The following is a 20,276-nucleotide window of genomic DNA, read 5'->3' as shown; positions in this document are numbered from 1 at the left end:
AGAAGGGCATTTGGCAAGAGTGCTATGAAATACTTATGTTAATGGTCAAGAATTCATATTACCATGTTCAGAAATTTATCGCAAAATTGCTTGTGTTTATGCCTTGATACAAACAATATCCAGACGGGGGGGGGGAAATGAGAGAAGCAAAAAGCAAAGGCCGTTTATTGAAAGACCTCATTGAGGCGCCTGAGATTTTAATTTCGCCAGGCATTTTTGACGGGTATAGTGCGCGGTTGGTTGAAAGTCGCGGCTACAAGAGCGGAGCAATATCAGGTGCAGGCCTTTCTGAATGTCACTTAGGCTACCCCGATCGAGGCTTAATGGGTCTAGATGAAAACCTTTCGTGTTGCCGTAAGATTGCTGATTGTAGCAATCTATTGCTCCATGCTGACGCAGATACGGGTTACGGGAACGCAGTAAATGTTTTCTTCGTCACGCAGGCTTTTGAGAAATCAGGAGTAGCGGCAGTTATGTTTGAAGATCAGACATGGCCTAAACGTTGTGGTCATATGGTTGGAAAATCAGTTATCGCTGCTGAAGAAATGATTGAAAAGATACACGCAGCCTGCGATGCCAAAAAAGATCCGGATTTCGTTATCAAAGCCCGAACTGATGCACGAGGTCCCTTAGGTCTTGATGAGGCTATACGGCGGCTAAATCTTTATGCAGAGGCTGGTGCTGACTTATTGTTTGCAGACGCATTATTATCTGAGGAGGATATTCGAACTGTTGCTGCTAATGTTGATAAGCCATTAACAGTCAATATGGGACTCGGTATAAGAGCGCGGTCAACAACACCGTTAATACCACCAAAAAAATTAGAGGACTTGGGTGTTTCTGCAGTTTCCTATCCACGTTTACTGACGACATCTGCCGTACGCGGAATGATTAATGGTTTTGATGCGTTCGAGGAAATGGTGCAGAAAAATGAACCTTCAGACCGAGAAGATCTATGTGTCAACTTTGAAGAACTCAACAGTATGATGGAAGTTGAATTCCTCGATGAACTCGAAGAGAGGTATGCAGTCGGACCTGAAAAAGCCGTCTGACGGGAGATCTTTTGATGGGAATGACCATTATTGAAAAAATACTTACGAAGGCGGGAGGTGTTCCGGTTAAGCCTGGTGACCTTGCTACCGTAAAGGTCGATATTGCTTGCTTATTTGATAATAATTTTATGGCTAGTGTCTGGCGTGATATTTTGCATGTGGACGATCCTTCCAAAGTAGTCGTTGTTATCGACCATCGCGCACCGGCGGCTCACGTGGGGAGCGCGCAGGCGCATGCTACAGCCCGGGCCTTTGTTGAGAAATTTGGCATCAAGCATTTTCACGATATTGGATACGATCAGGGTATTTGCCATGTGCTCATGGCCGAGCATGGTTATGCTAGGCCGGGTGCAGTTCTTCTCTGTAGCGACTCTCATACTTGTAGTGCTGGTGCTTTGAACTGCGCTGCGCGTGGTGTCGGTTCGCCGGACATGTTCTATGCAGTCTGCAAAGGAGAAACTTGGTTTCGTGTAGGCGAAACCATAAGGTATGAATTAATCGGTCAACTTCCCCACTATGCATTTATGAAAGATGTATTTTTCAAGATAGCTGGTGAATATGGTGGACACGTATCTCAGAACGTAGAATTTGGCGGCCCGGCGCTTGGGACCCTGCCAATTGACGCGCGTAGAACCATGGCAACAATGGGAGCAGAGTTATCTGCAGAATTTGCCACGTTTGAACCGGACGACATTCTTATTGATTACGTCAAAGGGCGGACAAATATCCCTTTCGAGCCTCAAATGCCTGATCCTGACGCTGATTATCTTGATAAACGGGAAATAAATTTGAGTGAAGTAAGGCCGTTAGTGGCGCTACCCGATAGTGTCGTTAACAATTCTGCGAATGTGCAAGATGTTGCTGGCACTAGGCTTGATCAATGCTTTGTTGGTTCCTGTGCAAATGGCACATTCGATGATTTATCTAGCGTTGCTCAGGTACTTGCCGGTCGGAAAGTCGCCCGCGGGACTCGCTTTATTATAACGCCCGGCAGCCAAAGCATATACCGCCGTGCTCTAAAGGCCGGCATTATCGAAATTTTGATGGATGCCGGAGCAGTGGTGACTAATTCTACCTGTGGTGCATGTGGTGGAGGTCATATGGGTATTGTAGGTGCTGGAGATACAGTCATTACGGCGTCAACTCGAAATTTCAAGGGTCGCATGGGGGACCCTACCGCCAAGATATATATGGGTTCCTCGGCTACGGTAGCTGCCTCTGCAGTTGAGGGCGCAATCGCGGATCCCACTCCTTACCTGAGTTAGGGCTGGAAGATGCATGAATTAAACGTAAGGGCACGTGTCTGGAAGTTCCCAGAAAATGTAAACACTGATCAAATAATTCCCAACCGTGCGTATTATTTGTCACCGGAAGAACAGTTACCTTTTATTTTTGATGCCATGCGGCCTGGTTGGGTCGACGAGATGAAGAATGGGGACATCATCATTGCAAAACGAAACTTTGGTATGGGTTCATCACGGCCGGCCGCTCGGAATCTTGCATTACTCGGAGTTGGTTGTTTGGTCGCAGACAATATAAATGGTCTTTTTTACCGGAATTCCGTTAACTTTGGCCTTCCGGCAATGGAGTGCTGTGGCGTCTCAGATATGTTTGAAGAGGGCCAAGTCGCGGACGTTTCTTTCCAAGATTTTACGATAAGAAATGTTGATACCGGCGAAAGCTTACGAGGGCGCGAGGTTCCAAAGTCCTTGCTGCGCATTCTTAACGCGGGCGGACTTTATCCACTGCTTGAGGACGAGGGTATGATTACATTAGCTGAATGAAGTGTGATTTGGACGTATGAAATGCTAAATGAGATTATTCTCCAATTTTGTAGGCTCTCATAACTTCGACCACTCGTTCAGCAATAGGGTGTCCCTGCTTAGCAGCTTTTTCATACCAATTACGTGCAATCTTATCGTTTTTCTGAACCCCTCGGCCTTTACGATACATTACTCCAAGATTAAATTGAGCGGCTGGTTCACCTTTTTCTGCAGCTTTTAGGTACCATTCTACGGCTTTTTTATAATTTAGCTTCACTCCCTTTCCATTCTCATACAGAAATCCAAGGCGGTTCTGGCTTTCTGCATTGCCCCTTTGTGCAAGCGGGTACCAATGACTAAAAGACGTTTTGAAATCACCCTTCTTGTATGCCAGTAGCCCCTGGCTGAAACTTGCGTTGTCTTGCTCTACAATAGTGCCGCCGGCATCATTCTCTGGAACTAGCTTTGCTAAATTTAACTCAGTATCCTGTATTGGGTCATTTTCTTTTATGGATGTCTTTGTCGGGGTTAGTTTCTTTGGAAAGTTTGTTTTTGATATTCCGTTATCTTTTGTCTTTGCCAACTGGTTGGTGCTATCCACAATCTTATTTTCAGAGTCAATGACTTTTTTTGTTGAAGATGAGGGGGTTGATGGCTTCACTCTGCGAATAGAACTGAAGTTAGGTATCGCGCCATCGCCATAACCTTGCGAGGTCTTCTTATCCGTACTTTCACTATCTATAGCATTACTGCCGGGGGTGACGGAGCCCCAGTCAATTTTTTTCCGTAGACCTTTTTCCTGATCATACGAGACAGATGGGACTTCATTCTGCTGTGGTGTGCTTTCATAGGTGGACCCGGTGTTATTTTCAGCGACAGCCTTGATCGTTTTCACTGAGCCCGAGGAGATCACGAGGGTTGAAGGAGCCTCAACTGAGGGTTTTCTTAATGCGGTACTGGTTAATTTATTCGGAGCTTTTTTTTCACCAGAAATTAGCCGTCGCAATTCAGTCTTAGCATCAGGATGCCCTTGCGAAGCAGCTTTTCTAAACCAGCTTTCTGCCTTTTTAAGATCAGAATTTACTCCATAACCGTGGAGATGCATCAAAGCCATTTCGTACTGCGCGAAAGCATGCCCTTTTTTGGCCAAAGGATAATAAACGCCGTACGCTGCAGAATACCGTCGTTCTACTTTCCCTCTTACCAAAGAATTTTCGTCGGCTGAGTTTGATTGTCTTGACTTCGAACCCTCCTCTACCCCACCGCTGACCGTCAAAGATGGATCATTCACTTTTTTGCTAAACAACTGCGAGAAAAAATCCCCTAATTCGTCAAGGGCGTCGCGTTGAAAATTAGTGTCTTCCGATTCTAAGTTTGCTGCTTCGTCTGAAGGTATGGCTTTTTCATCGCCAGTAAATTTTTTTTCCGGTTCATCATTTCTTGATCGGATGACTATTGATTTGTCCACAGCACGAGATGATGCACTCCGCAAAGGTTTTGCGATTCTCTCTTCCTCGAGCTTTTGTTGTGGGGGAAGATCTCCTAACAAAAAACTTTGGCAACCTGCCAATAATGAAGCTGCTACGAAAAAGATAATTATTTTCATGTTATTCATACTTAATTGTATCTTTTTAACGTCGTGGTGCAAGTTTAGTCTAACGTGTGATAGAAGTTTCCATTACCATGCAGTTTTATATTTAGAGAAAGGGCTTTCAATTTTTTGTAAATCTTTGATGAGATCGGAGGGTATACCCGGGTCATCTATTTCTCGAATACCGCTAGAAATGGCGTCGGAGGCGCCACCAAACCGAATTTTAACTTGTTTTGCTATGTGTTCATAGGTTCCAACTGCTGCAAATAGACGAACAACATCGTCATCAATTTCCTTCGGCATTTTGTCCCACAATTTTTCACGAGACATTTGATGCAGTTTTTTTCCAAGGTCCTCGAGCCCATGTATTTCCCAAACCGGAAAATAGCTTGGTGTTGATCCGTAAAACGCAACACGATAGCGAACCCACTCGAGGTTTTTAGCGACTGTTTCCTCATCTGGTCCCGTAACAATATAACCGCCGCCCACTATTTCGAAATGCTCTCTTTTACGTCCAGACCGAGCCATTCCAGTCCCAATTTCCTTCATCACGACGTTGTCGATATATTTACGGGTACAGAATGGATGAAGGCGAACGCCATCGCAGACTTGGCCCGCCAAGCGCAGCATGGCTGGTCCAACGGCTGCGATAGTAATAGGAACCATTGATTGCTTCGAAGCGGGTGGCTTAAAATTAGGTGTCATTAGGGTAAATTGATAATGTTCACCCTCATATCTCAGTTCTGTATCATTCTCAAAGCAGGACCAGATTGCCCTGAGCGATTCAATATATTCTCGCATGCGGGGAACAGGGGGGCTCCACGGCACGCTGAAACGGCGCACATTATGTGCTCGAACCTGACTGCCAATACCAAGAATAAAACGTCCGCCGGAGCTGGCTTGCAAGTCAAAACATTCACCAGCTACCACCATTGGACTGCGTGCAAATGCAATGGCGATCCCGGTCATTAGCTTTATTTTGGAAGTTGTTGTAATTGCAGCAGCATGAGGCAAGAATGGTGCATGTTGATTCTCCATGCTAGCAAGTCCATCATAACCATCAGCCTCTGCTTTCGCAGCTGCGGTTGCTGCATGACTGAGATTATCTTGCGGTAAAACTGTGTAAACGCGCATGTATTCCTCCTGTAACCGTTTTATGGATTGGCTATAAGGCATCCCCCCAACTGCTACAATACCTGTAAAATAAAAGTTGCTGATAATTCATTAGGTGTCTGGTCATTTGTAAGGAAATTGTGATATTTTCTTTTCGGCAGTCTGAGCCGATTTTCAGATTTATTAGGGAGGAAAATATGGCAGTTTTAGCGAGCGCCCACCCAGACAACTTATGTAGTGTGCGTGGTCAAGTATCGGATGAAGAATGGCAGACACGAGTCGACCTCGCCGCCTGCTACCGGTTGGTTGACTATTACGATATGTCGGATTTGTTAGGGACACATATTTCTGCGCGAGTGCCTGGAGAGAAAAATACATTTTTGCTCAATCCTTACGGGATGTATTTTGATGAGATTACGGCGTCTAGCCTAATCAAAGTCGATTATGACGGTAATGTCTTGACTGAAACACCATTCGACCTCAACAAAGCCGGTTTTACTATACATAGCGCAGTGATGATGGGCCGTCCCGATATTAATTGCGCTTTGCACACTCATACCCGAGCTGGCATAGCTGTTTCTGCACTTAAATGTGGCCTTTTGCCGATGTCGCAGCATTCGGCTCGTTTTATAGATAACATTGGTTACCATGACTACGAAGGCGTAGCACATGATCATGATGAACGAGAACGTTTGCAGCGCGACCTAGGTAATTATCTTTCCCTTATTTTACGAAATCACGGGCTACTTACTTGCGGTTTCAATATTGGCCATGCTTTTTGGTTGATCTACAAATTGGAGCGAGCTTGTCAGGCGCAGATAGATGGCATGGCGGCAGGTACAAAAGTGATTGAAATAGATAGAGGGGTACAAGAAAGTACAAAAGAATTATTCGCTAAAAAGAAAAGTGCTGGAGGTGATCTCGGTTGGCCAGGGCATTTACGTCGGCTCGATCGTATGGACCCTAGTTACAAGAATTGAGTAAAATAAAAGGGAGAGAGCGATGTCGTTAAAAAACAAAGTATCATCCGAGGAATGGCAGATGCGAGTCGATCTGGCGGCAGCTTATCGGCTTTGTGAATTCTATGATATGACAGATCTAACTGGAACCCATCTCTCGGCTCGGGTGCCAGGTGAGGCGAATAATTTTCTTCTTAATCCCTACGGTTTGTATTTCGAGGAAGTGACCGCATCAAGTTTGGTCAAATTAAGCTTGGATGGTGACGTGCTTGAGGACCATCTCGGCCTCGGCGTAAATTCTGCCGGTTACACTATTCACAGTGCTGTTTTATCGGGTCGGGATGATCTTGATGCCGTTATGCATACCCATACACGCGCCGGTATTGCTGTTTCCTCCATGGAATGCGGCTTGTTGCCGATGAGCCAACACTCGATGCATTTTCATAAATCTGTATCTTATCATGATTATGAGGGGGTCGCGGTTAACCTTGATGAGCGCGAGATGCTGCAACGAGATTTAGGGCCTAACAATAAGGCAATGATGCTAAAGAACCATGGCTTACTTACTGCTGGGGTAAGTGTTCCAGACGCGTTCTATACCCTCATGCGGCTTGAAAAATCTTGCCAGGCACAAGTTGATGCAATGTCAACTGGAGCCGAGCTGCATCTAGTCCCTGAGGCTGTTTCCGACCATACAAATGGGCAGTTCAAAAATAGAGGCACAGAGCTTGCGGATCGAGGTTGGCCGGGGCACTTGCGACGTCTAGACCGTATGGATCCAACATACGCAGAGTGATAGCTTGTGTAATCTCTTTGTCGATTGATTATCGGGGCTAGCTGTTTCGGAATTATTTGATGAGATGCCTTTCCGGCGAGGATTTTTGATTTCCGTTTGCCGTTGGCTTAAGTACACTCGGTCCTCAACGTAAAAGGAGGTGGAAGTGAACTACAGCCAAACTGACAGAAAGCGAGTTCAAGCAGCATTACTGATAATCGGTGACGAGATTCTTTCGGGTCAGACCCATGATAAGAATCTGCCTCATATAGCTCAAAAATTGAATAATGTAGGGGTGCAACTCGCGGAGGTCCGTGTCGTTCCTGACATAAAGCAAGAAATAGTTGACGCAGTGAATGCATTGCGTGGGCGGTTTGATTATTTGTTTACTACCGGGGGCATTGGGCCAACCCATGACGATATAACTGCGGAGTCTGTTTCAGAAGCTGTTGGCCGAAAATTAATTCAAAATCAGGAGGCCCGTCGGTTGCTGGAAGAGCACTACAAGTATAACGGCACAGAAATAAATGAAGCACGCCTAAGCATGGCCAATACACCAGATGGCGCCGAGTTGATAAGAAATCCAATCTCCACAGCGCCGGGCTTTAAAGTGGAAAATGTTTACGTGATGGCGGGTGTTCCAAAGATAATGCAAGCCATGTTGGATAATATTATTCCTACCCTGCAGGGGGGAGCGCAAAAACTTTCTCGCAGCATTCTTTGTAATTTGGGTGAAGGCAGCATTGCTAAAGGTTTAAAAGATATTCAAGACAAACATCCTGACATCGATATTGGCTCCTATCCTCATTATGCTAGGGCAAACTACCGTCTTTCGTTAGTTATTAGAGGTTTTGACGATCAACAATTGCAAGATGTGCAGGAAGCGGTTCACAGAATGATAAGCGATCTGGGGGGGGATCCAATTCGGGGCGAAGAACTTGATAATCAATGACAAACGTATTCTTATAATTACCTTTGATGCTTTACGCCCGGATATGGTGACGCCACAGCTCATGCCTAATCTTTGCCGTTTCCGTGAAAAAGGTGTTTTTTGGCCCAAAATGCATTCGACATTTCCGACTGAGACAAGGGTTAACCAGACAGCTGTAATTACTGGTTGTTACCCGGAGCGCCATGGAATTGTGGGCAATCGTTTTGTTGATCCGGTTGCGGCTCCAGGAAGGTTATTTGACACCGGTATCGAATCACAGTTGCGCGAGGGTGACAAACGTTTGGGCGGAAAATTACTCGGGGTGCCAAGTCTTGGGGAACTTCTACAGTCGGCTAACAAAAGCTTTGCAACAATTAGTGCTGGTACCCCTGGCGGGGGAAGGATGCTTAATCATAAGGCCGAGGAATTGGGTGGCTTTCGAATGGCGCTGCATGCCCCTGAAGCGACGGTCGGATTAGCGCCGCCGGGGCAGCGTTGCGAGGTTGAGTATATTGAAAAAGCTTTCGGACCCATCCCAAAACATGAAATACCGGCACTTGACTGGAATGCGTATGCAACAAGAGTTTATCTCGACTATGTGGAGCCAAAGTTGAGGCCAGATGTTGCTATTCTTTGGTTAAGTGAACCAGACACAAGTTATCATGAAAAAGGTATTGGGTCAGACGAAAGTCTTGCTGCCGCTCAATGTGTTGATCAATTGTTCGGCCAAGTATTGGCAAATCGTGATATAGGATCATCATCTGATTTACAAATAATTACACTATCCGATCACGGCCAAATTACTGTCGCTTCACAAAAACTCAATCTTTCTTGTAAGCTGAAGGCAGCCGGTTTCAGCGTGGATGAGACACTGGAAGGTGGAGCAGATGTTGCTTTGGCCCTTTCTAGTGCAGGTGGTCTATACGTTCGCGATAGCGATCCAAACCTTATCAGGGCCATTGTAGATTGGATCCAGAGAGAGAATTGGTGTGGGCCAGTTTCAACTAGGGATGGAGATGGCACACTTAAGCATTCAGATCTTATGTGGAATCATAGTAGGGCACCCGACATTGGTCTGATCTTGAAAGCGGACGATAGGAAAAATGATTATGGTTATGTGGGGCATACCTTCCAAGACTCAACTTATCCAACAGGCGGAGGGATTCATGGTGGGCTGCATAAATCAGAACTAAACAATTGGTTGGTGGCTAGCGGAAGTATGTTTAAATCGAAGCAAACTATTGATATTCCCGCTGGTAATGTTGATCTCTTGCCAACTATTCTATTTTTACTTGGAATAGACGTTCCAAGTCATGTGCAGGGGAGGGTGTTGCTGGAGGCACTGAATGAAATGATCGATTGTCCCCCGCCTGCAGTTAAAGATGAGGAGGTTATAGTTATTGAACCTTCAGGGCGTAGGACGATCCTAAACAAAAGCCATGTCAATGGAACACAATATATCAACTCTTGTTGGGTGGAAGAAAGTGCTTGTTAATTGGTACGGATTTTTTGCTGCAAATTTTTCAAGAAATCGAAACAGCAATTGTCCCCGAGCCAACCCTCCTTTAAAATAAAAGTAGTGCGGGCGTGGCGGAATTGGCATACGCGACGGACTTAAAATCCGTTCCTTTCGGGGTTGAGGGTTCGAGTCCCTCCGCCCGCACCAACATAATCAAAGAAAATACGGCTCAGTTGATGGCATCTGAACCCGACTCCATTGCTGTTAAAGCTCGCCAAGCCGTTGACCTCTCACTGAGACAAGGCCGACACATGGGCTCTTTGAAGCAGCTAGCTGGGTGGGCGGCCAAAACTAACTATCCACTGAACATTAAGGCAGCTGGAGGAGCACAGGTTTCTTGCACGTGAACCACGGTACAGGCGCTTTGGCATTGGGCCTCGATTGGCTAAGACGGCAGATCAAGTGCTCGGGTGGTGCATTCGTCATGCCCCGCGGAAGGCGTAATTGGCACGTGTTGGGATAAAAGATGCTTTTAGTAAAGTGAGCGTACGTCAACACTAGGCGTTCAATTTTGGTCATGATTTGAACGGGAATCCTAAAAAAATTGACAACATTAAAAAAAGAAAAAACGCTTACATAGTTTTTAGGGCAGCCACCATTGCTGATCCCGCATCGGAGGGTGTATCGATGACATGGACGCCAGCCTCCATTAAAGCGTAGCGCTTTGAATTATAGGTACCTTTATTTCCAGAAACTATTGCACCCGCGTGACCCATTTTCTTTCCCTTCGGCGCTGCACCGCCAGCTATAAATGCGACCACTGGTTTTTGCATGGTACTCGCATACTCCGCTGCTAATTCTTCCATAGTCCCGCCTATCTCACCAAGAATGAAAACGGCCTTCGTTCTGTCATCCTTATCTAGACATTTGAGCGCAGCCAAGGTCGTTGTTCCTATCACTGGATCACCACCTATTCCTATGAATGCCGATTGCCCAAGGCCAGCCTGTGTAATGTTTAGAGATATTAATGTACCAAGGCTACCACTCCTTGAAATAATCCCAACGTTTCCGGCAGTCATAATATTTTTATTAAACGCGGGCATAAACCCGATGAAACATTCCCCCGGTGTGGCAACTCCGGTGGTATTTGGTCCAATAATCTGTGTCTTGTTTGCCTTGCCGGCGGCAACAATCTCCATTACATCATGTACTGGAATATGTTCGGTGAGTATGACTAATTTTTTTACACCGGCCTCTATCGCATCAATTGCTCCGACTTTTGCAAAATATGGTGGTACAAAGAGTCCGGCCACATCGAATGGTACCTCCCTCATGGCATCATAAGCATTATCAAAAACCGGTACGCCTAGGTGATTGTGCCCCCCCTTTTTTGGCACGATTCCACCAACAACATTAGTCCCATAGTGTTGCATATGTTTGGTCCAAAACGTTCCTTGTTTGCCAGTAATACCCTGGATCATAACTCGCTCATGTTTACGAACAATCAATTCCCCCCCCTCTCTCAGCCGCTTGCGCTGCTTTTACTGCAGCTTCACAAGCTTGGTCCATCGTATCGTAGGGGGAGATGCCAAGCCTCTGCTTCAGCATTTGTCGGGCGTCCTCATCACCTGTCCCATGAACTGAAAAGAAAACCGGCAATGTTGGATGAATTTCTTCCCATGCTGCAATGATGCCTTCTGCCATAACGTCACAACGAGCAAAAGCTCCACAAAAGTTGATAACTAAGCTTTTCACTTTTTTATTTGCCAAGACCAATTCGAGCGCTGGCTTTCCTTTAGTGTATGCCTCGCCACCAATTTCCATAAAGTTTGCCGGTTTGCCACCATAGAATTTTACGACATCCATGGTCGTCATGGTTAAGCCGGCGCCATTTGCCAAAATGCCTACCGAGCCATCGAGTTCGATATATTTCAGGCCCAAGGCCTTCGCATCCGCCTCAAGTTTTGTAACCTTTTCAGGGCATCCATTTAGAGCTAATTCAGCATGACGCTGAATAGCCGAGTCATCCATTGAAAATTTGCAATCGAGTGCAATAATTTCATTAGTCTTAGTCAATACAAGGGGATTGATCTCCAATAATTCGGCGTCGTATCGACGGTACAAAGAATAAAGTTTTAAAGATATATCAGCAATGTTGGCTTTTTCATCTCCTAAGTTCGATTGTTGTAGAAAATTTATGATGCAGCTTGTTTTAAGCCCCGCAGAAATGTTTATTGCCATACGGTACACCTGTTTCGGATCTTGAATGGCAGCAGTCTCAATATCCATACCACCAAGTGTTGAAAATAGGAGGGTAGGGCTGCGGGTCTCTGAATCGTTTATGATCGCTAGGTAGAGTTCACGCTCTATATCTTTTTGTTCTTCAACCAGTAATTTTTTTACTTTATAGCCACCAATCTGCATGCCAAGGATGTCGCCGGCTGCTGCCGCTGTCTCTTGTGGGGTTTTGGCCAGTTTGATGCCCCCAGCTTTGCCACGTTTGCCGCTGGGCACCTGCGCCTTTACTACACACGGACCTATTTCATCGGCAACCTTGCTTGCTTGCTGCAAAGTTGTCACTACCTTGCCGTGTGGTATGGCGATTCCTTCCTCCTCGAGTAGTAGCTTGGCTGTACTTTCTTCAAAATTCATCTCACGTCCGATCGTTTTTAGCTGATTGTATCTATTTGCCGTATTTACCCCAATAGGTGCCGAATAATTCCTCCTCGCTCGGCTTATCTTCCGGGATTGTCTCAACCAGATGTGTCACGTTGATGAAATGGTGATATGCGAGATTCTCACTTATTGAATTACCAGCCCAAGTTCCACAACCCATCGTCAGTGTGAATCCTAGCCCGTTGTCAAAACTTCCGCCATTTCCAAAGGTATGAGCCTGGTTCACGAGCACGCGAACGACGTCAAGGCGTTCGGCTAATAATTCAGCATTTTTAATGGTCTTGGTGTGTATACCCACAGAATGACCCATACCCTGATATTTAAGAACATCTTTTACTTGGCTAATGGCTGCTTCAATATCTGGAACGCGATATATGGTAAGTGCTAGTGAGAGTTTTTCACCTGAGAGAGGTTTCTCAGGGCCGGCCCCAGTATCTTCGATCATAAAGAATTTTGCTTGTTTCGCGGCTACGGGTAGACCACAAACATCAGCAAAGACATCAGGGTCTTTGGCTAATGCATGTCTGTTTAGATGACCATCCACCCAGAGATGGTCAAGAATCTTCTGTTTATCATCGTTGGTACACATGTATCCGCCGACCCTCGTGAGTGCATCGATAGCTTCTTCATAAATACTATCCTGAATAGTTACTGAATTCTCCGACGAACACGAGGTTGCATTATCAAAGCATTTTGATGCCATTATCTTTCTTGCGGCATCATTTAAGTCTGCACTTGCATCAATAATCACCGGCACGTTACCCGCTCCTACACCTATTGCGGGCGTGCCGCTTTTGTAAGCATTGCGAACATTGTTTTGTGAGCCGGTTACAACCACAAGGTCACATTCTTGCATTAGCGTGTTAGTCAAATTTTTAGAAATTGGACCAGGTAGTATTTGTACAAGATTTGCAGGCAATCCTATTTTCTCAAGTTCGCTTCGCATCAGCTCAACCGTGCGTCCAGTTGCCTGCAGGCCAGCTGGTGATGGAGCTATTATGACTGCATTACGGCCCTTTATTGCCATCATTGCTTTATTAACCGGGGTAGCACAGGGATTTGTGGACGGTACTACTGCGCCAACAACTCCAACAGGTTTGGCGTATTTGACCAATCCCCTTTCCGGCAACTTTTCTATAATGCCGACTGTTTTAACCCGAAGTAGGTCCCTAAGCGTGCCAAAATTCTTGCGTTGATTTTTTATAATTTTGTCTTCAACATTTCCCAACCCCGTTCCAGCTACTGCAAGTTTAGCTGTTTCACGAGCATTTTCTGGTTTGTAGATTGCCCAGCATAAAGCTGTTACAGCTTCATCAACACGATCTTGATTGGCGGAGAGGATCTGTGCCATTGCTTGTTTCGCATTAGCAATTAATTTGTCAATGACGGCCAAATCATCTTGGTTAGCATGAATATTTTGGGCCTTTTGCATTATGTCTCTCCTGCAATACCGGTTAATTCTATAAGTTAAAGGCCAGAAATGGATAGCACTTTTACAATCCTTGTTTCAAAATATGGCATTTCGTTCTGTAATTGAGCCGGTAAAAAGCGTAGTCTCAAAAAACAGTACCTTTATGCAAAATTATTGAAGTTTAGATCGTAAAAGAGCAATGCAATTTTTTTACGGTAGATTTTTCAAATTTGGACATAAGAGGCGACAATGGCTGCTTCATCCGTTAAATAAATGTGCAAATGAACATTACCAAGGAGGCTCAACAAATGGCTCAGATGACTACCGAGGAAGCCTTTGTTAAAGTATTACAACGCCAAGGCATTGAACATGCTTTTGGTATAATAGGTTCAGCGATGATGCCTATATCAGATTTGTTCCCGAAAGCAGGTATTTCTTTCTGGGATTGCGCCCATGAGTGCAATGCCGGAATGATGGCTGATGGCTTTACTCGCGCAAGTGGCAAGATGAGTATGATGATTGCTCAAAATGGCCCCGGCATAACAAATTTTGTAACGCCGGTTAAAACCGCTTACTGGAACCACACACCGCTCCTGTTAGTAACTCCACAGGCTGCCAATAAAACAATGGGGCAAGGGGGTTTCCAGGAAATTCCCCAAATGGCTGTTTTTGAGGATATGGTCTGTTATCAAGAAGAAGTGCTCGATCCATCGCGTGTCGCTGAAGTACTCAATCGAGTGATAGCGCAAGCTTGGAGGGGGAGTGCTCCTGCGCAGATAAACGTACCAAGAGATTTTTGGACACAAGTCATTGATATTGAATTACCGGAAGTGATTGACATTGAGAAGCCATCGGGAGGCCGTTCCGGGATTGCTCGAGCGGCAGAGCTGCTTTCAAATGCGAAGTTTCCAGTCATGTTGAATGGAGCTGGAGTAGTGTTATCCGATGCAATTTCAGCTTCTGCAGTGCTGGCAGAAAAATTAAGTGCACCAGTTTGTTGTGGTTATCAGCACAATGACGCATTTCCAGGAACACATCCATTATCTGTTGGTCCGCTTGGCTATAATGGATCCAAAGCAGCTATGGAGCTAATCGCGAAAGCTGATGTGGTCTTAGCACTTGGGACCCGATTAAATCCTTTTTCAACATTGCCAGGTTACGGGGTTGATTATTGGCCTGCGAAAGCTAAGGTAATTCAAGTAGATATTAATCCCGACCGCATTGGTCTGACCAAAAAAGTCAGCGTAGCAATTCAGGGCGATGCAAAAATGGTTGCGGAACAGCTTACAGAAGCATTAGAGCCGACTGCCGGTGATAACGGGCGAGAAGGTAGGCTTGCACTTATCCAACAAACCAAATCGGCTTGGTTACAGAAGCTCTCATCCATGGATCACGAAGATGATGATCCTGGCACGACTTGGAATGAGCGCGCGCGTGATCGCGAGCCTAATAGAATGTCAGCACGGATGGCATGGAGAGCAATCCAAGCGTCATTACCAGAAGAAGCCATAATTTCTTCAGACATTGGCAACAATTGTGCGATAGGAAATGCCTACCCTACTTTTGAGACTGGTAGGAAGTATTTAGCGCCAGGCTTATTCGGCCCCTGCGGATATGGTTTTCCTGCAATACTAGGTGCGAAGATAGCCTGTCCTGATACCCCTGTTGTAGGGTTCGCTGGCGATGGTGCGTTTGGTATTTCGATGAATGAGATGACCGCATGTGGGCGAGATCCGTGGCCGCCGATAACCATGGTAATTTTCCGCAACTACCAATGGGGTGCTGAAAAACGCAATACCACGCTATGGTTCGACGATAATTTCGTCGGCACTGAGCTTGATCTTGATGTAAAATATGCGGAAATTGCAAAGGCGTGCGGTGTACACGGTGTTCAAGTTGGCACTATGGATGAGCTAACCGATGAGTTGGCAAAGGCCGTGGACGCTCAGATGAATGATAACAAAACGACTTTTATCGAAGTATTATTAAACCAAGAGTTAGGGGAACCTTTCCGTCGAGATGCAATGAAGAATCCTACTATCGTTGCCGATATAGATCCTGCAGACATGCGGCCGCAATAAAAAATGGCACATCCATTATAAAATGGGCCCGCCACAGGATTGGCGGGCCTTCAACTAAGACTGCTAACGAAGAATGCCGTTTGAGGGGTAAATTTATCTAAACGATATGTTTTCTAGAGTGGTTTGTACAAGTTCAGCCTAGCTTGAGATAAAATTTCCAAACTTTCACAAGGGAGATACACTGCGGTTGAACATAGGTTATGGTGTCAATAATTTGCTTTATCGGGGGGAGAAAATGATTGAAAGGCCAATGGGAAGTCCTGACGACTCTGCTGTTGGTCCGCAAGGTGGTGAGGCGAGTAGTCCTATAAGAGCACCTATAAGACAAGAGGAATTGGGAAGCGTTGCATTGACGCCAACAGGTGAATTTGAGGCTGGCTCATACCAGACTTTTCAACTTGTATACACGGCAGGGAAATTCGGCATAGATGATTCGGGTTCAATGCGTGTGTGTTTCCGATTTGCTTCCGATCAGACAAGGCCACAATTTGAAGATCCAAAGTGGGATAATTATACGACCATAAAGGCAAGCAATGATGCCGTTCTTGAGTATCATTATGATCCCAAAGGGAATGTACGTCCTTGGGATCGCACACTTTATATAAAGGTAGTTAAAGGTTTCCTTCGTGAAGGAGACACCATAACCATTACATTTGGTGAAACGAGGCACGGGTCTCCGGGAATGCGTCTGCAAACATTTTTGGAAGATACCTTTGAGTTTCACACGTTAGTAGATCCGATTGCTACATACAATTACCAACCGTTACCACTGCAACCGTTTATTAGTATTGTAGCTGGCCCACCTGTAGATTACGTGGCTGTGTTACCAACGTTGAGAACTGCTGGGCAATTATTTGTGCTTAGGATTAAGGGTGAAGATAGGTGGGGAAATCCCTCCGACCAATGTGATCTTACTTTAGGTTTAAAAGCGAATTTGGATATTATTGGGCTACCAGAAACCATAACACTCAAGCCGGGGATTGATTCTGTTACTATTGAAGGGCTCATGGTTAAAGAGTTGGGTGATGTGGTTGTGGAGTTGATTGATCAAAAAGGGAAAGCCGTTACGCGCAGTAACCCCCTTCGTATTTTAGAGAAGTCGGATTTATTGCACTGGTGGGGCGACCTTCATGGTCAGTCAGAAGAATCTATTGGAACCAATAGTGCGCGGCAATATTTCACTTTCGCTCGTGACAAAGCCTTCTTAGATGCGACTGGGCACCAAGCTAACGATTTTCAAATTACAAATGACTTTTGGGCAGAGCTTGACCATTTGTCTGCGGAGTTTAATTCCGACGGTGAATTTGTTGTACTACCGGGCTATGAATGGTCTGGCAATACAGGTCTGGGTGGAGATCGGAATGTTTATTTCTCTGAAGAAGGTAGGCAAATCCGGCGTTCATCGCATGCGCTAGTGGAAGATCAGAGTGATATTGATACAGATTGTAACAGCGCAGCCGAACTTTTTGGGGCATTGACGGTAAGTGAAGAATTTGACGTTGTCACTTATGCTCACTGCGGTGGGCGTTATGCTGATGTGAAGCTAGCACATGATGGTCATTTTGAAAAATCGATGGAAGTGCACTCATCGTGGGGTACTTTCGAGTGGTTAGTGAAAGACGCTTTTGAAATGGGTTATCGTTGTGGAATTGTTGCTAACTCCGACGGTCATAAAGGTAGACCTGGTGCTAGTTACCCAGGGGCTTCATTATTTGGCGCTGTGGGCGGCCTAACCTGTTTTTTAATGCCTGAATTGACCCGGTCCGCGTTACTTGATTGTATGCGTAAGCGAAGACATTACGCCACGACTGGCGGCCACGGCGGGCGAATGTTTATAGATGTAGCTGTCACCTTTGAACATCAAGGCACGCTTTATCATGATGACCCGAAGCTGGGGCCCACCGATGGCTTCGCCGCAGGTTCTGCTGTAATCGGTGATATAGTCCATTTGCCTGACGGTAATGCGGAACTTTGTGTGGATATTGTGGGCGCAGCTCCAATCGAGCGGGTAGATATCTTTAATGGACTGGAGCATATAGAAACTATTCGTCCATATACCCAAGAGGAGCTTGGAAATCGTATTCGTGTGATTTGGGAGGGAGCGGAATATAGAGGTCGCTTTCGACAGGTAATTTGGGATGGGGAAGCACAGTTTTCCGATAATCAGATTATTGATGCTTCCCCAATAAACTTTTTCAATCGTGATAAGGCACTTAACCGGTTAGGCACAACTGGATTGCAATGGAGAGCATTGACCACCGGCAATATTGGGGGATTTGATGTTTGGGTGGGGGACCCCTACGGGGGCACCCTTAAGCTTGAAACACCACTAGTTAAATGTGGTATCCCGCTAGAAGAAATTGGCTTTGAGGACGAAGTTTTTGATGAGAGCGGTGTTCTACCTAGATATTTGAAAGTCTTCCGTATGCCTAATAAAAACCGGCATACATCAATAAAATTTTCCCGGGATCTCAAACTTAGAAATAGCGGTGATAACAGTATTTTTATTCGGTTAACTCAGGAAGATGGCACGCTAGCGTGGACAAGTCCGATCTACATTTACAGGTAAAAATTACTAGTCTGTTTCATTTGTGCATCTACCGGAGTGTGTGAGCCATTTGCCGCTAGTTCCGTAAATAAAAACGTGGGTGGGGAAAACCCGATTTAGATAACCATCAAGCTTATCGCACTAACTTCACTTTTTGCTGCTGTGTATCGTTGTTGCCCACTGGTTCGTATCGGTTGAGCCTGTTACTTGCAATTGACTGTCTGCAGCAGATCTGTATCCTTCAAAAGCAATTTATGTGTAGAGCCTTGACTGCGGTTTAGGGCTGCCCATCGAGTTGTAACTGTAACATAGACTGCATCATAAATAGTCACAAAATTTTGGCAGAGCACAAAATATAGGCGTTGAATAGTTCTTTCCCTTTAAATAGGTTATATTCTACAGAGGGTTAGCAAACGGCATAGATAGTGCACTTGGCAAAGCGTGGTTTACTGAGATTTTTGATTCAAGCGTAAGAATAGGGGCCTCAATTGTTTGATGAGATGTCCACCGACAAGGGTGTTGTCAGACCTCCTTACAAGGTCCTATCAAAGTGGATTGAAAAAGTTGGCATAGATTTTTTACGACAGCGCAGTGAGGAAGCCGAAACTATTTTTCAGAGGTTAGGGGTCACATTTTCTGTCTATTCTGATGGTGGAGATCCCGAGCGCTTGATCCCCTTTGACGTCATACCGCGTATTTATGATGCCGAGGAGTGGAGATTTCTATCTGCCGGGATTATCCAGCGTTCTCGAGCCCTAAACGCTTTTCTATTTGATATCTATCATCGTGGTGAAATTTTACGCGCTGGTGTGGTCCCTACGAGATTGGTCTATCAAAATGAAAGTTTCATTCCAGAAATGGTATCAGTAGATCCGCCACACGGCATTTACAGCCCAATAACTGGAATTGATTTGGTTCGAACAGGTGTAAACGACTTTTATGTGTTAGAAGATAACTGTCGCATTCCTTCTGGCGTTAGCTATATGATGGACAATCGCGAAATTATGATGCGAATGTTTCCCGATCTCTTTTCAAAAATAAGCATCGAACCCGTAGACCAATATCCTGATGGATTGAGGAAAACCTTGCTTGAGCTCGCGCCGAGTAATGCTTCGGAGGACCCAAATGTAGTAATATTAACGCCCGGGATGCATAATTCCGCTTTTTATGAGCATTCTTATTTAGCAGACCAAATGGGTATTGACCTAGTTGAGGCACAGGATCTATTTGTCGAGGACCGAGTGGTTTGGATGCGAACAACCTTAGGTCCAAAGAGGGTTGACGTTATATATCGTCGCGTAGACGATAGGTTTTTAGATCCATTGTTTTTTCGACCCGATAGTCTTTTAGGAGTAATTGGGCTTTTTGACGCTTACCGGCATGGAAATGTAACTCTTTGTTCGGCACCAGGCGCTGGAGTTGCTGATGATAAAGCCGTTTACGCTTTCGTTCCAAAAATGATTGAGTTTTATCTTGGCCAGAAACCAATTCTGAAAAATGTGAAGACCTGGCTATGTGGAGTGGCAGACGATTGCGCCTTTGTTCTTGATAACCTGAGTGAACTTGTGGTTAAGGAAGTGCATGCTTCCGGTGGATATGGAATGTTGATTGGTCCTGCAGCGACTAAGGCCGCATTAGCAGATTATTCTGCACGTATTCGTGACAACCCATCCAATTTTATTGCGCAGCCAACACTTGCATTATCAACTCTGGGCACACTTTGTGGCGACGCCCTTTCAGGTCGCCACGTAGATTTTCGCCCGTTTTGTCTTATTGGGGAAAAAGAAAGGCTTGTGGCTGGTGGGTTGACTCGGGTTGCTCTTACGGAGGGCTCATTAGTGGTAAATTCGAGTCAGGGTGGTGGAGTTAAGGACACATGGGTTTTGGCTGACAATAAATTTGGCTTTCGGTAAGGAA

16 protein-coding genes and 1 tRNA gene are annotated in these 20,276 nt (G+C 45.4%); 12 read left to right on the top strand and 5 right to left on the bottom strand.

Annotated elements, in window-relative coordinates:
* Positions 1–137: 137 nt before the first annotated feature.
* From VX941_00285 to VX941_00275, 3 genes are read left to right on the top strand one after another with little or no spacing between them, the layout of a single operon-like run.
* The gene (locus tag VX941_00285) at positions 138–1,052 is read left to right on the top strand and encodes an isocitrate lyase/PEP mutase family protein (protein MEE2931845.1); all 915 of its coding nucleotides are present in this window, start codon (positions 138–140) and stop codon (positions 1,050–1,052) included.
* 14 nt (positions 1,053–1,066) lie between these two features.
* Positions 1,067–2,317, top strand: coding sequence for an aconitase/3-isopropylmalate dehydratase large subunit family protein (locus VX941_00280; protein MEE2931844.1), 1,251 nt, complete (start codon positions 1,067–1,069; stop codon positions 2,315–2,317).
* 9 nt (positions 2,318–2,326) lie between these two features.
* A complete protein-coding gene (locus VX941_00275; protein MEE2931843.1) occupies positions 2,327–2,836 on the top strand; it encodes a 3-isopropylmalate dehydratase in 510 nt (169 codons plus the stop codon).
* 34 nt (positions 2,837–2,870) lie between these two features.
* On the opposite strand, the gene VX941_00270 is transcribed toward VX941_00275, so the two are convergent.
* Both VX941_00270 and VX941_00265 read right to left on the bottom strand, forming a co-directional pair.
* A complete protein-coding gene (locus tag VX941_00270; protein ID MEE2931842.1) occupies positions 2,871–4,430 on the bottom strand; it encodes a hypothetical protein in 1,560 nt (519 codons plus the stop codon).
* 63 nt (positions 4,431–4,493) lie between these two features.
* Positions 4,494–5,540, bottom strand: a complete 1,047-nt coding sequence (locus tag VX941_00265; GenBank protein MEE2931841.1) for a TIGR03617 family F420-dependent LLM class oxidoreductase — start codon at positions 5,538–5,540, stop codon at positions 4,494–4,496.
* A 176-nt stretch (positions 5,541–5,716) separates the two neighbouring features.
* Here VX941_00265 and VX941_00260 point away from each other — a divergent pair, with 176 nt between their 5' ends.
* The 6 genes from VX941_00260 (at position 5,717) to VX941_00235 (ending at position 10,050) form a co-directional block, all read left to right on the top strand.
* Positions 5,717–6,499 (top strand): class II aldolase/adducin family protein, encoded by a 783-nt coding sequence (locus VX941_00260; protein MEE2931840.1) that lies wholly within the window; start codon positions 5,717–5,719, stop codon positions 6,497–6,499.
* A gap of 22 nt (positions 6,500–6,521) precedes the next feature.
* Positions 6,522–7,274: a class II aldolase/adducin family protein gene (locus VX941_00255; protein MEE2931839.1), complete on the top strand. Its 753-nt coding sequence runs from the start codon at positions 6,522–6,524 to the stop codon at positions 7,272–7,274.
* Between the two features lie 145 nt (positions 7,275–7,419).
* Positions 7,420–8,205 carry a competence/damage-inducible protein A gene (locus tag VX941_00250; GenBank protein MEE2931838.1) on the top strand — a complete coding sequence of 262 codons (786 nt, stop codon included), beginning with the start codon at positions 7,420–7,422 and terminating at the stop codon, positions 8,203–8,205.
* Positions 8,192–9,679, top strand: coding sequence for an alkaline phosphatase family protein (locus tag VX941_00245; protein ID MEE2931837.1), 1,488 nt, complete (start codon positions 8,192–8,194; stop codon positions 9,677–9,679). The genes VX941_00250 and VX941_00245 overlap by 14 nt, the downstream gene beginning before the upstream one ends.
* Before the next feature lie 86 nt (positions 9,680–9,765).
* Positions 9,766–9,850, top strand: a tRNA-Leu gene (locus tag VX941_00240).
* Between the two features lie 29 nt (positions 9,851–9,879).
* Complete coding sequence (locus VX941_00235) at positions 9,880–10,050, top strand: hypothetical protein (protein MEE2931836.1); 171 nt, start codon at positions 9,880–9,882, stop codon at positions 10,048–10,050.
* Between the two features lie 225 nt (positions 10,051–10,275).
* Here the strand turns inward: VX941_00235 and VX941_00230 are convergent, their stop codons facing one another.
* From VX941_00230 to VX941_00220, 3 genes are read right to left on the bottom strand one after another with little or no spacing between them, the layout of a single operon-like run.
* Positions 10,276–11,151, bottom strand: coding sequence for a succinyl-CoA synthetase subunit alpha (locus VX941_00230; protein MEE2931835.1), 876 nt, complete (start codon positions 11,149–11,151; stop codon positions 10,276–10,278).
* Positions 11,138–12,295 (bottom strand): ATP-grasp domain-containing protein, encoded by a 1,158-nt coding sequence (locus tag VX941_00225; protein ID MEE2931834.1) that lies wholly within the window; start codon positions 12,293–12,295, stop codon positions 11,138–11,140. Before VX941_00225 ends, VX941_00230 begins: the two co-directional genes overlap by 14 nt.
* A 31-nt stretch (positions 12,296–12,326) precedes the next feature.
* Entirely contained in the window at positions 12,327–13,751 is a 1,425-nt protein-coding gene (locus VX941_00220; GenBank protein ID MEE2931833.1) for an aldehyde dehydrogenase family protein, read from the bottom strand.
* 287 nt (positions 13,752–14,038) lie between these two features.
* On the opposite strand from VX941_00220, the gene xsc reads away from it, so the two are divergent.
* The 3 genes from xsc to VX941_00205 all read left to right on the top strand — a co-directional run bounded on the left by xsc (position 14,039) and on the right by VX941_00205 (position 20,272).
* Positions 14,039–15,811 carry a sulfoacetaldehyde acetyltransferase gene (gene xsc, locus VX941_00215; protein MEE2931832.1) on the top strand — a complete coding sequence of 591 codons (1,773 nt, stop codon included), beginning with the start codon at positions 14,039–14,041 and terminating at the stop codon, positions 15,809–15,811.
* 235 nt (positions 15,812–16,046) lie between these two features.
* Positions 16,047–18,380 carry a DUF3604 domain-containing protein gene (locus tag VX941_00210; protein ID MEE2931831.1) on the top strand — a complete coding sequence of 778 codons (2,334 nt, stop codon included), beginning with the start codon at positions 16,047–16,049 and terminating at the stop codon, positions 18,378–18,380.
* A 479-nt stretch (positions 18,381–18,859) separates the two neighbouring features.
* A complete protein-coding gene (locus VX941_00205; GenBank protein MEE2931830.1) occupies positions 18,860–20,272 on the top strand; it encodes a circularly permuted type 2 ATP-grasp protein in 1,413 nt (470 codons plus the stop codon).
* Positions 20,273–20,276: the final 4 nt, after the last annotated feature.

It is taken from the genome of Pseudomonadota bacterium (genome assembly GCA_036339585.1).
Taxonomy (GTDB): domain Bacteria; phylum Pseudomonadota; class Alphaproteobacteria; order UBA8366; family UBA8366; genus UBA8366.
The sequence above is the reverse complement of the archived record's forward strand: the minus strand, read 5'-3'. Positions and strand labels throughout refer to the sequence as shown.

Bases quoted from the DNA above. Each gene is read 5' to 3' on its own strand.
- VX941_00225 (MEE2931834.1), bottom strand. From the start codon at position 12,295: ATGAATTTTGAAGAAAGTACAGCCAAGCTACTACTCGAGGAGGAAGGA.
- xsc (MEE2931832.1), top strand. From the start codon at position 14,039: ATGGCTCAGATGACTACCGAGGAAGCCTTTGTTAAAGTATTACAACGC.
- VX941_00265 (MEE2931841.1), bottom strand. From the start codon at position 5,540: ATGCGCGTTTACACAGTTTTACCGCAAGATAATCTCAGTCATGCAGCA.
- VX941_00235 (MEE2931836.1), top strand. From the start codon at position 9,880: ATGGCATCTGAACCCGACTCCATTGCTGTTAAAGCTCGCCAAGCCGTT.
- VX941_00260 (MEE2931840.1), top strand. From the start codon at position 5,717: ATGGCAGTTTTAGCGAGCGCCCACCCAGACAACTTATGTAGTGTGCGT.
- VX941_00220 (MEE2931833.1), bottom strand. From the start codon at position 13,751: ATGCAAAAGGCCCAAAATATTCATGCTAACCAAGATGATTTGGCCGTC.
- VX941_00270 (MEE2931842.1), bottom strand. From the start codon at position 4,430: ATGAATAACATGAAAATAATTATCTTTTTCGTAGCAGCTTCATTATTG.
- VX941_00285 (MEE2931845.1), top strand. From the start codon at position 138: ATGAGAGAAGCAAAAAGCAAAGGCCGTTTATTGAAAGACCTCATTGAG.
- VX941_00205 (MEE2931830.1), top strand. From the start codon at position 18,860: ATGTCCACCGACAAGGGTGTTGTCAGACCTCCTTACAAGGTCCTATCA.
- VX941_00275 (MEE2931843.1), top strand. From the start codon at position 2,327: ATGCATGAATTAAACGTAAGGGCACGTGTCTGGAAGTTCCCAGAAAAT.
- VX941_00210 (MEE2931831.1), top strand. From the start codon at position 16,047: ATGATTGAAAGGCCAATGGGAAGTCCTGACGACTCTGCTGTTGGTCCG.
- VX941_00280 (MEE2931844.1), top strand. From the start codon at position 1,067: ATGGGAATGACCATTATTGAAAAAATACTTACGAAGGCGGGAGGTGTT.
- VX941_00255 (MEE2931839.1), top strand. From the start codon at position 6,522: ATGTCGTTAAAAAACAAAGTATCATCCGAGGAATGGCAGATGCGAGTC.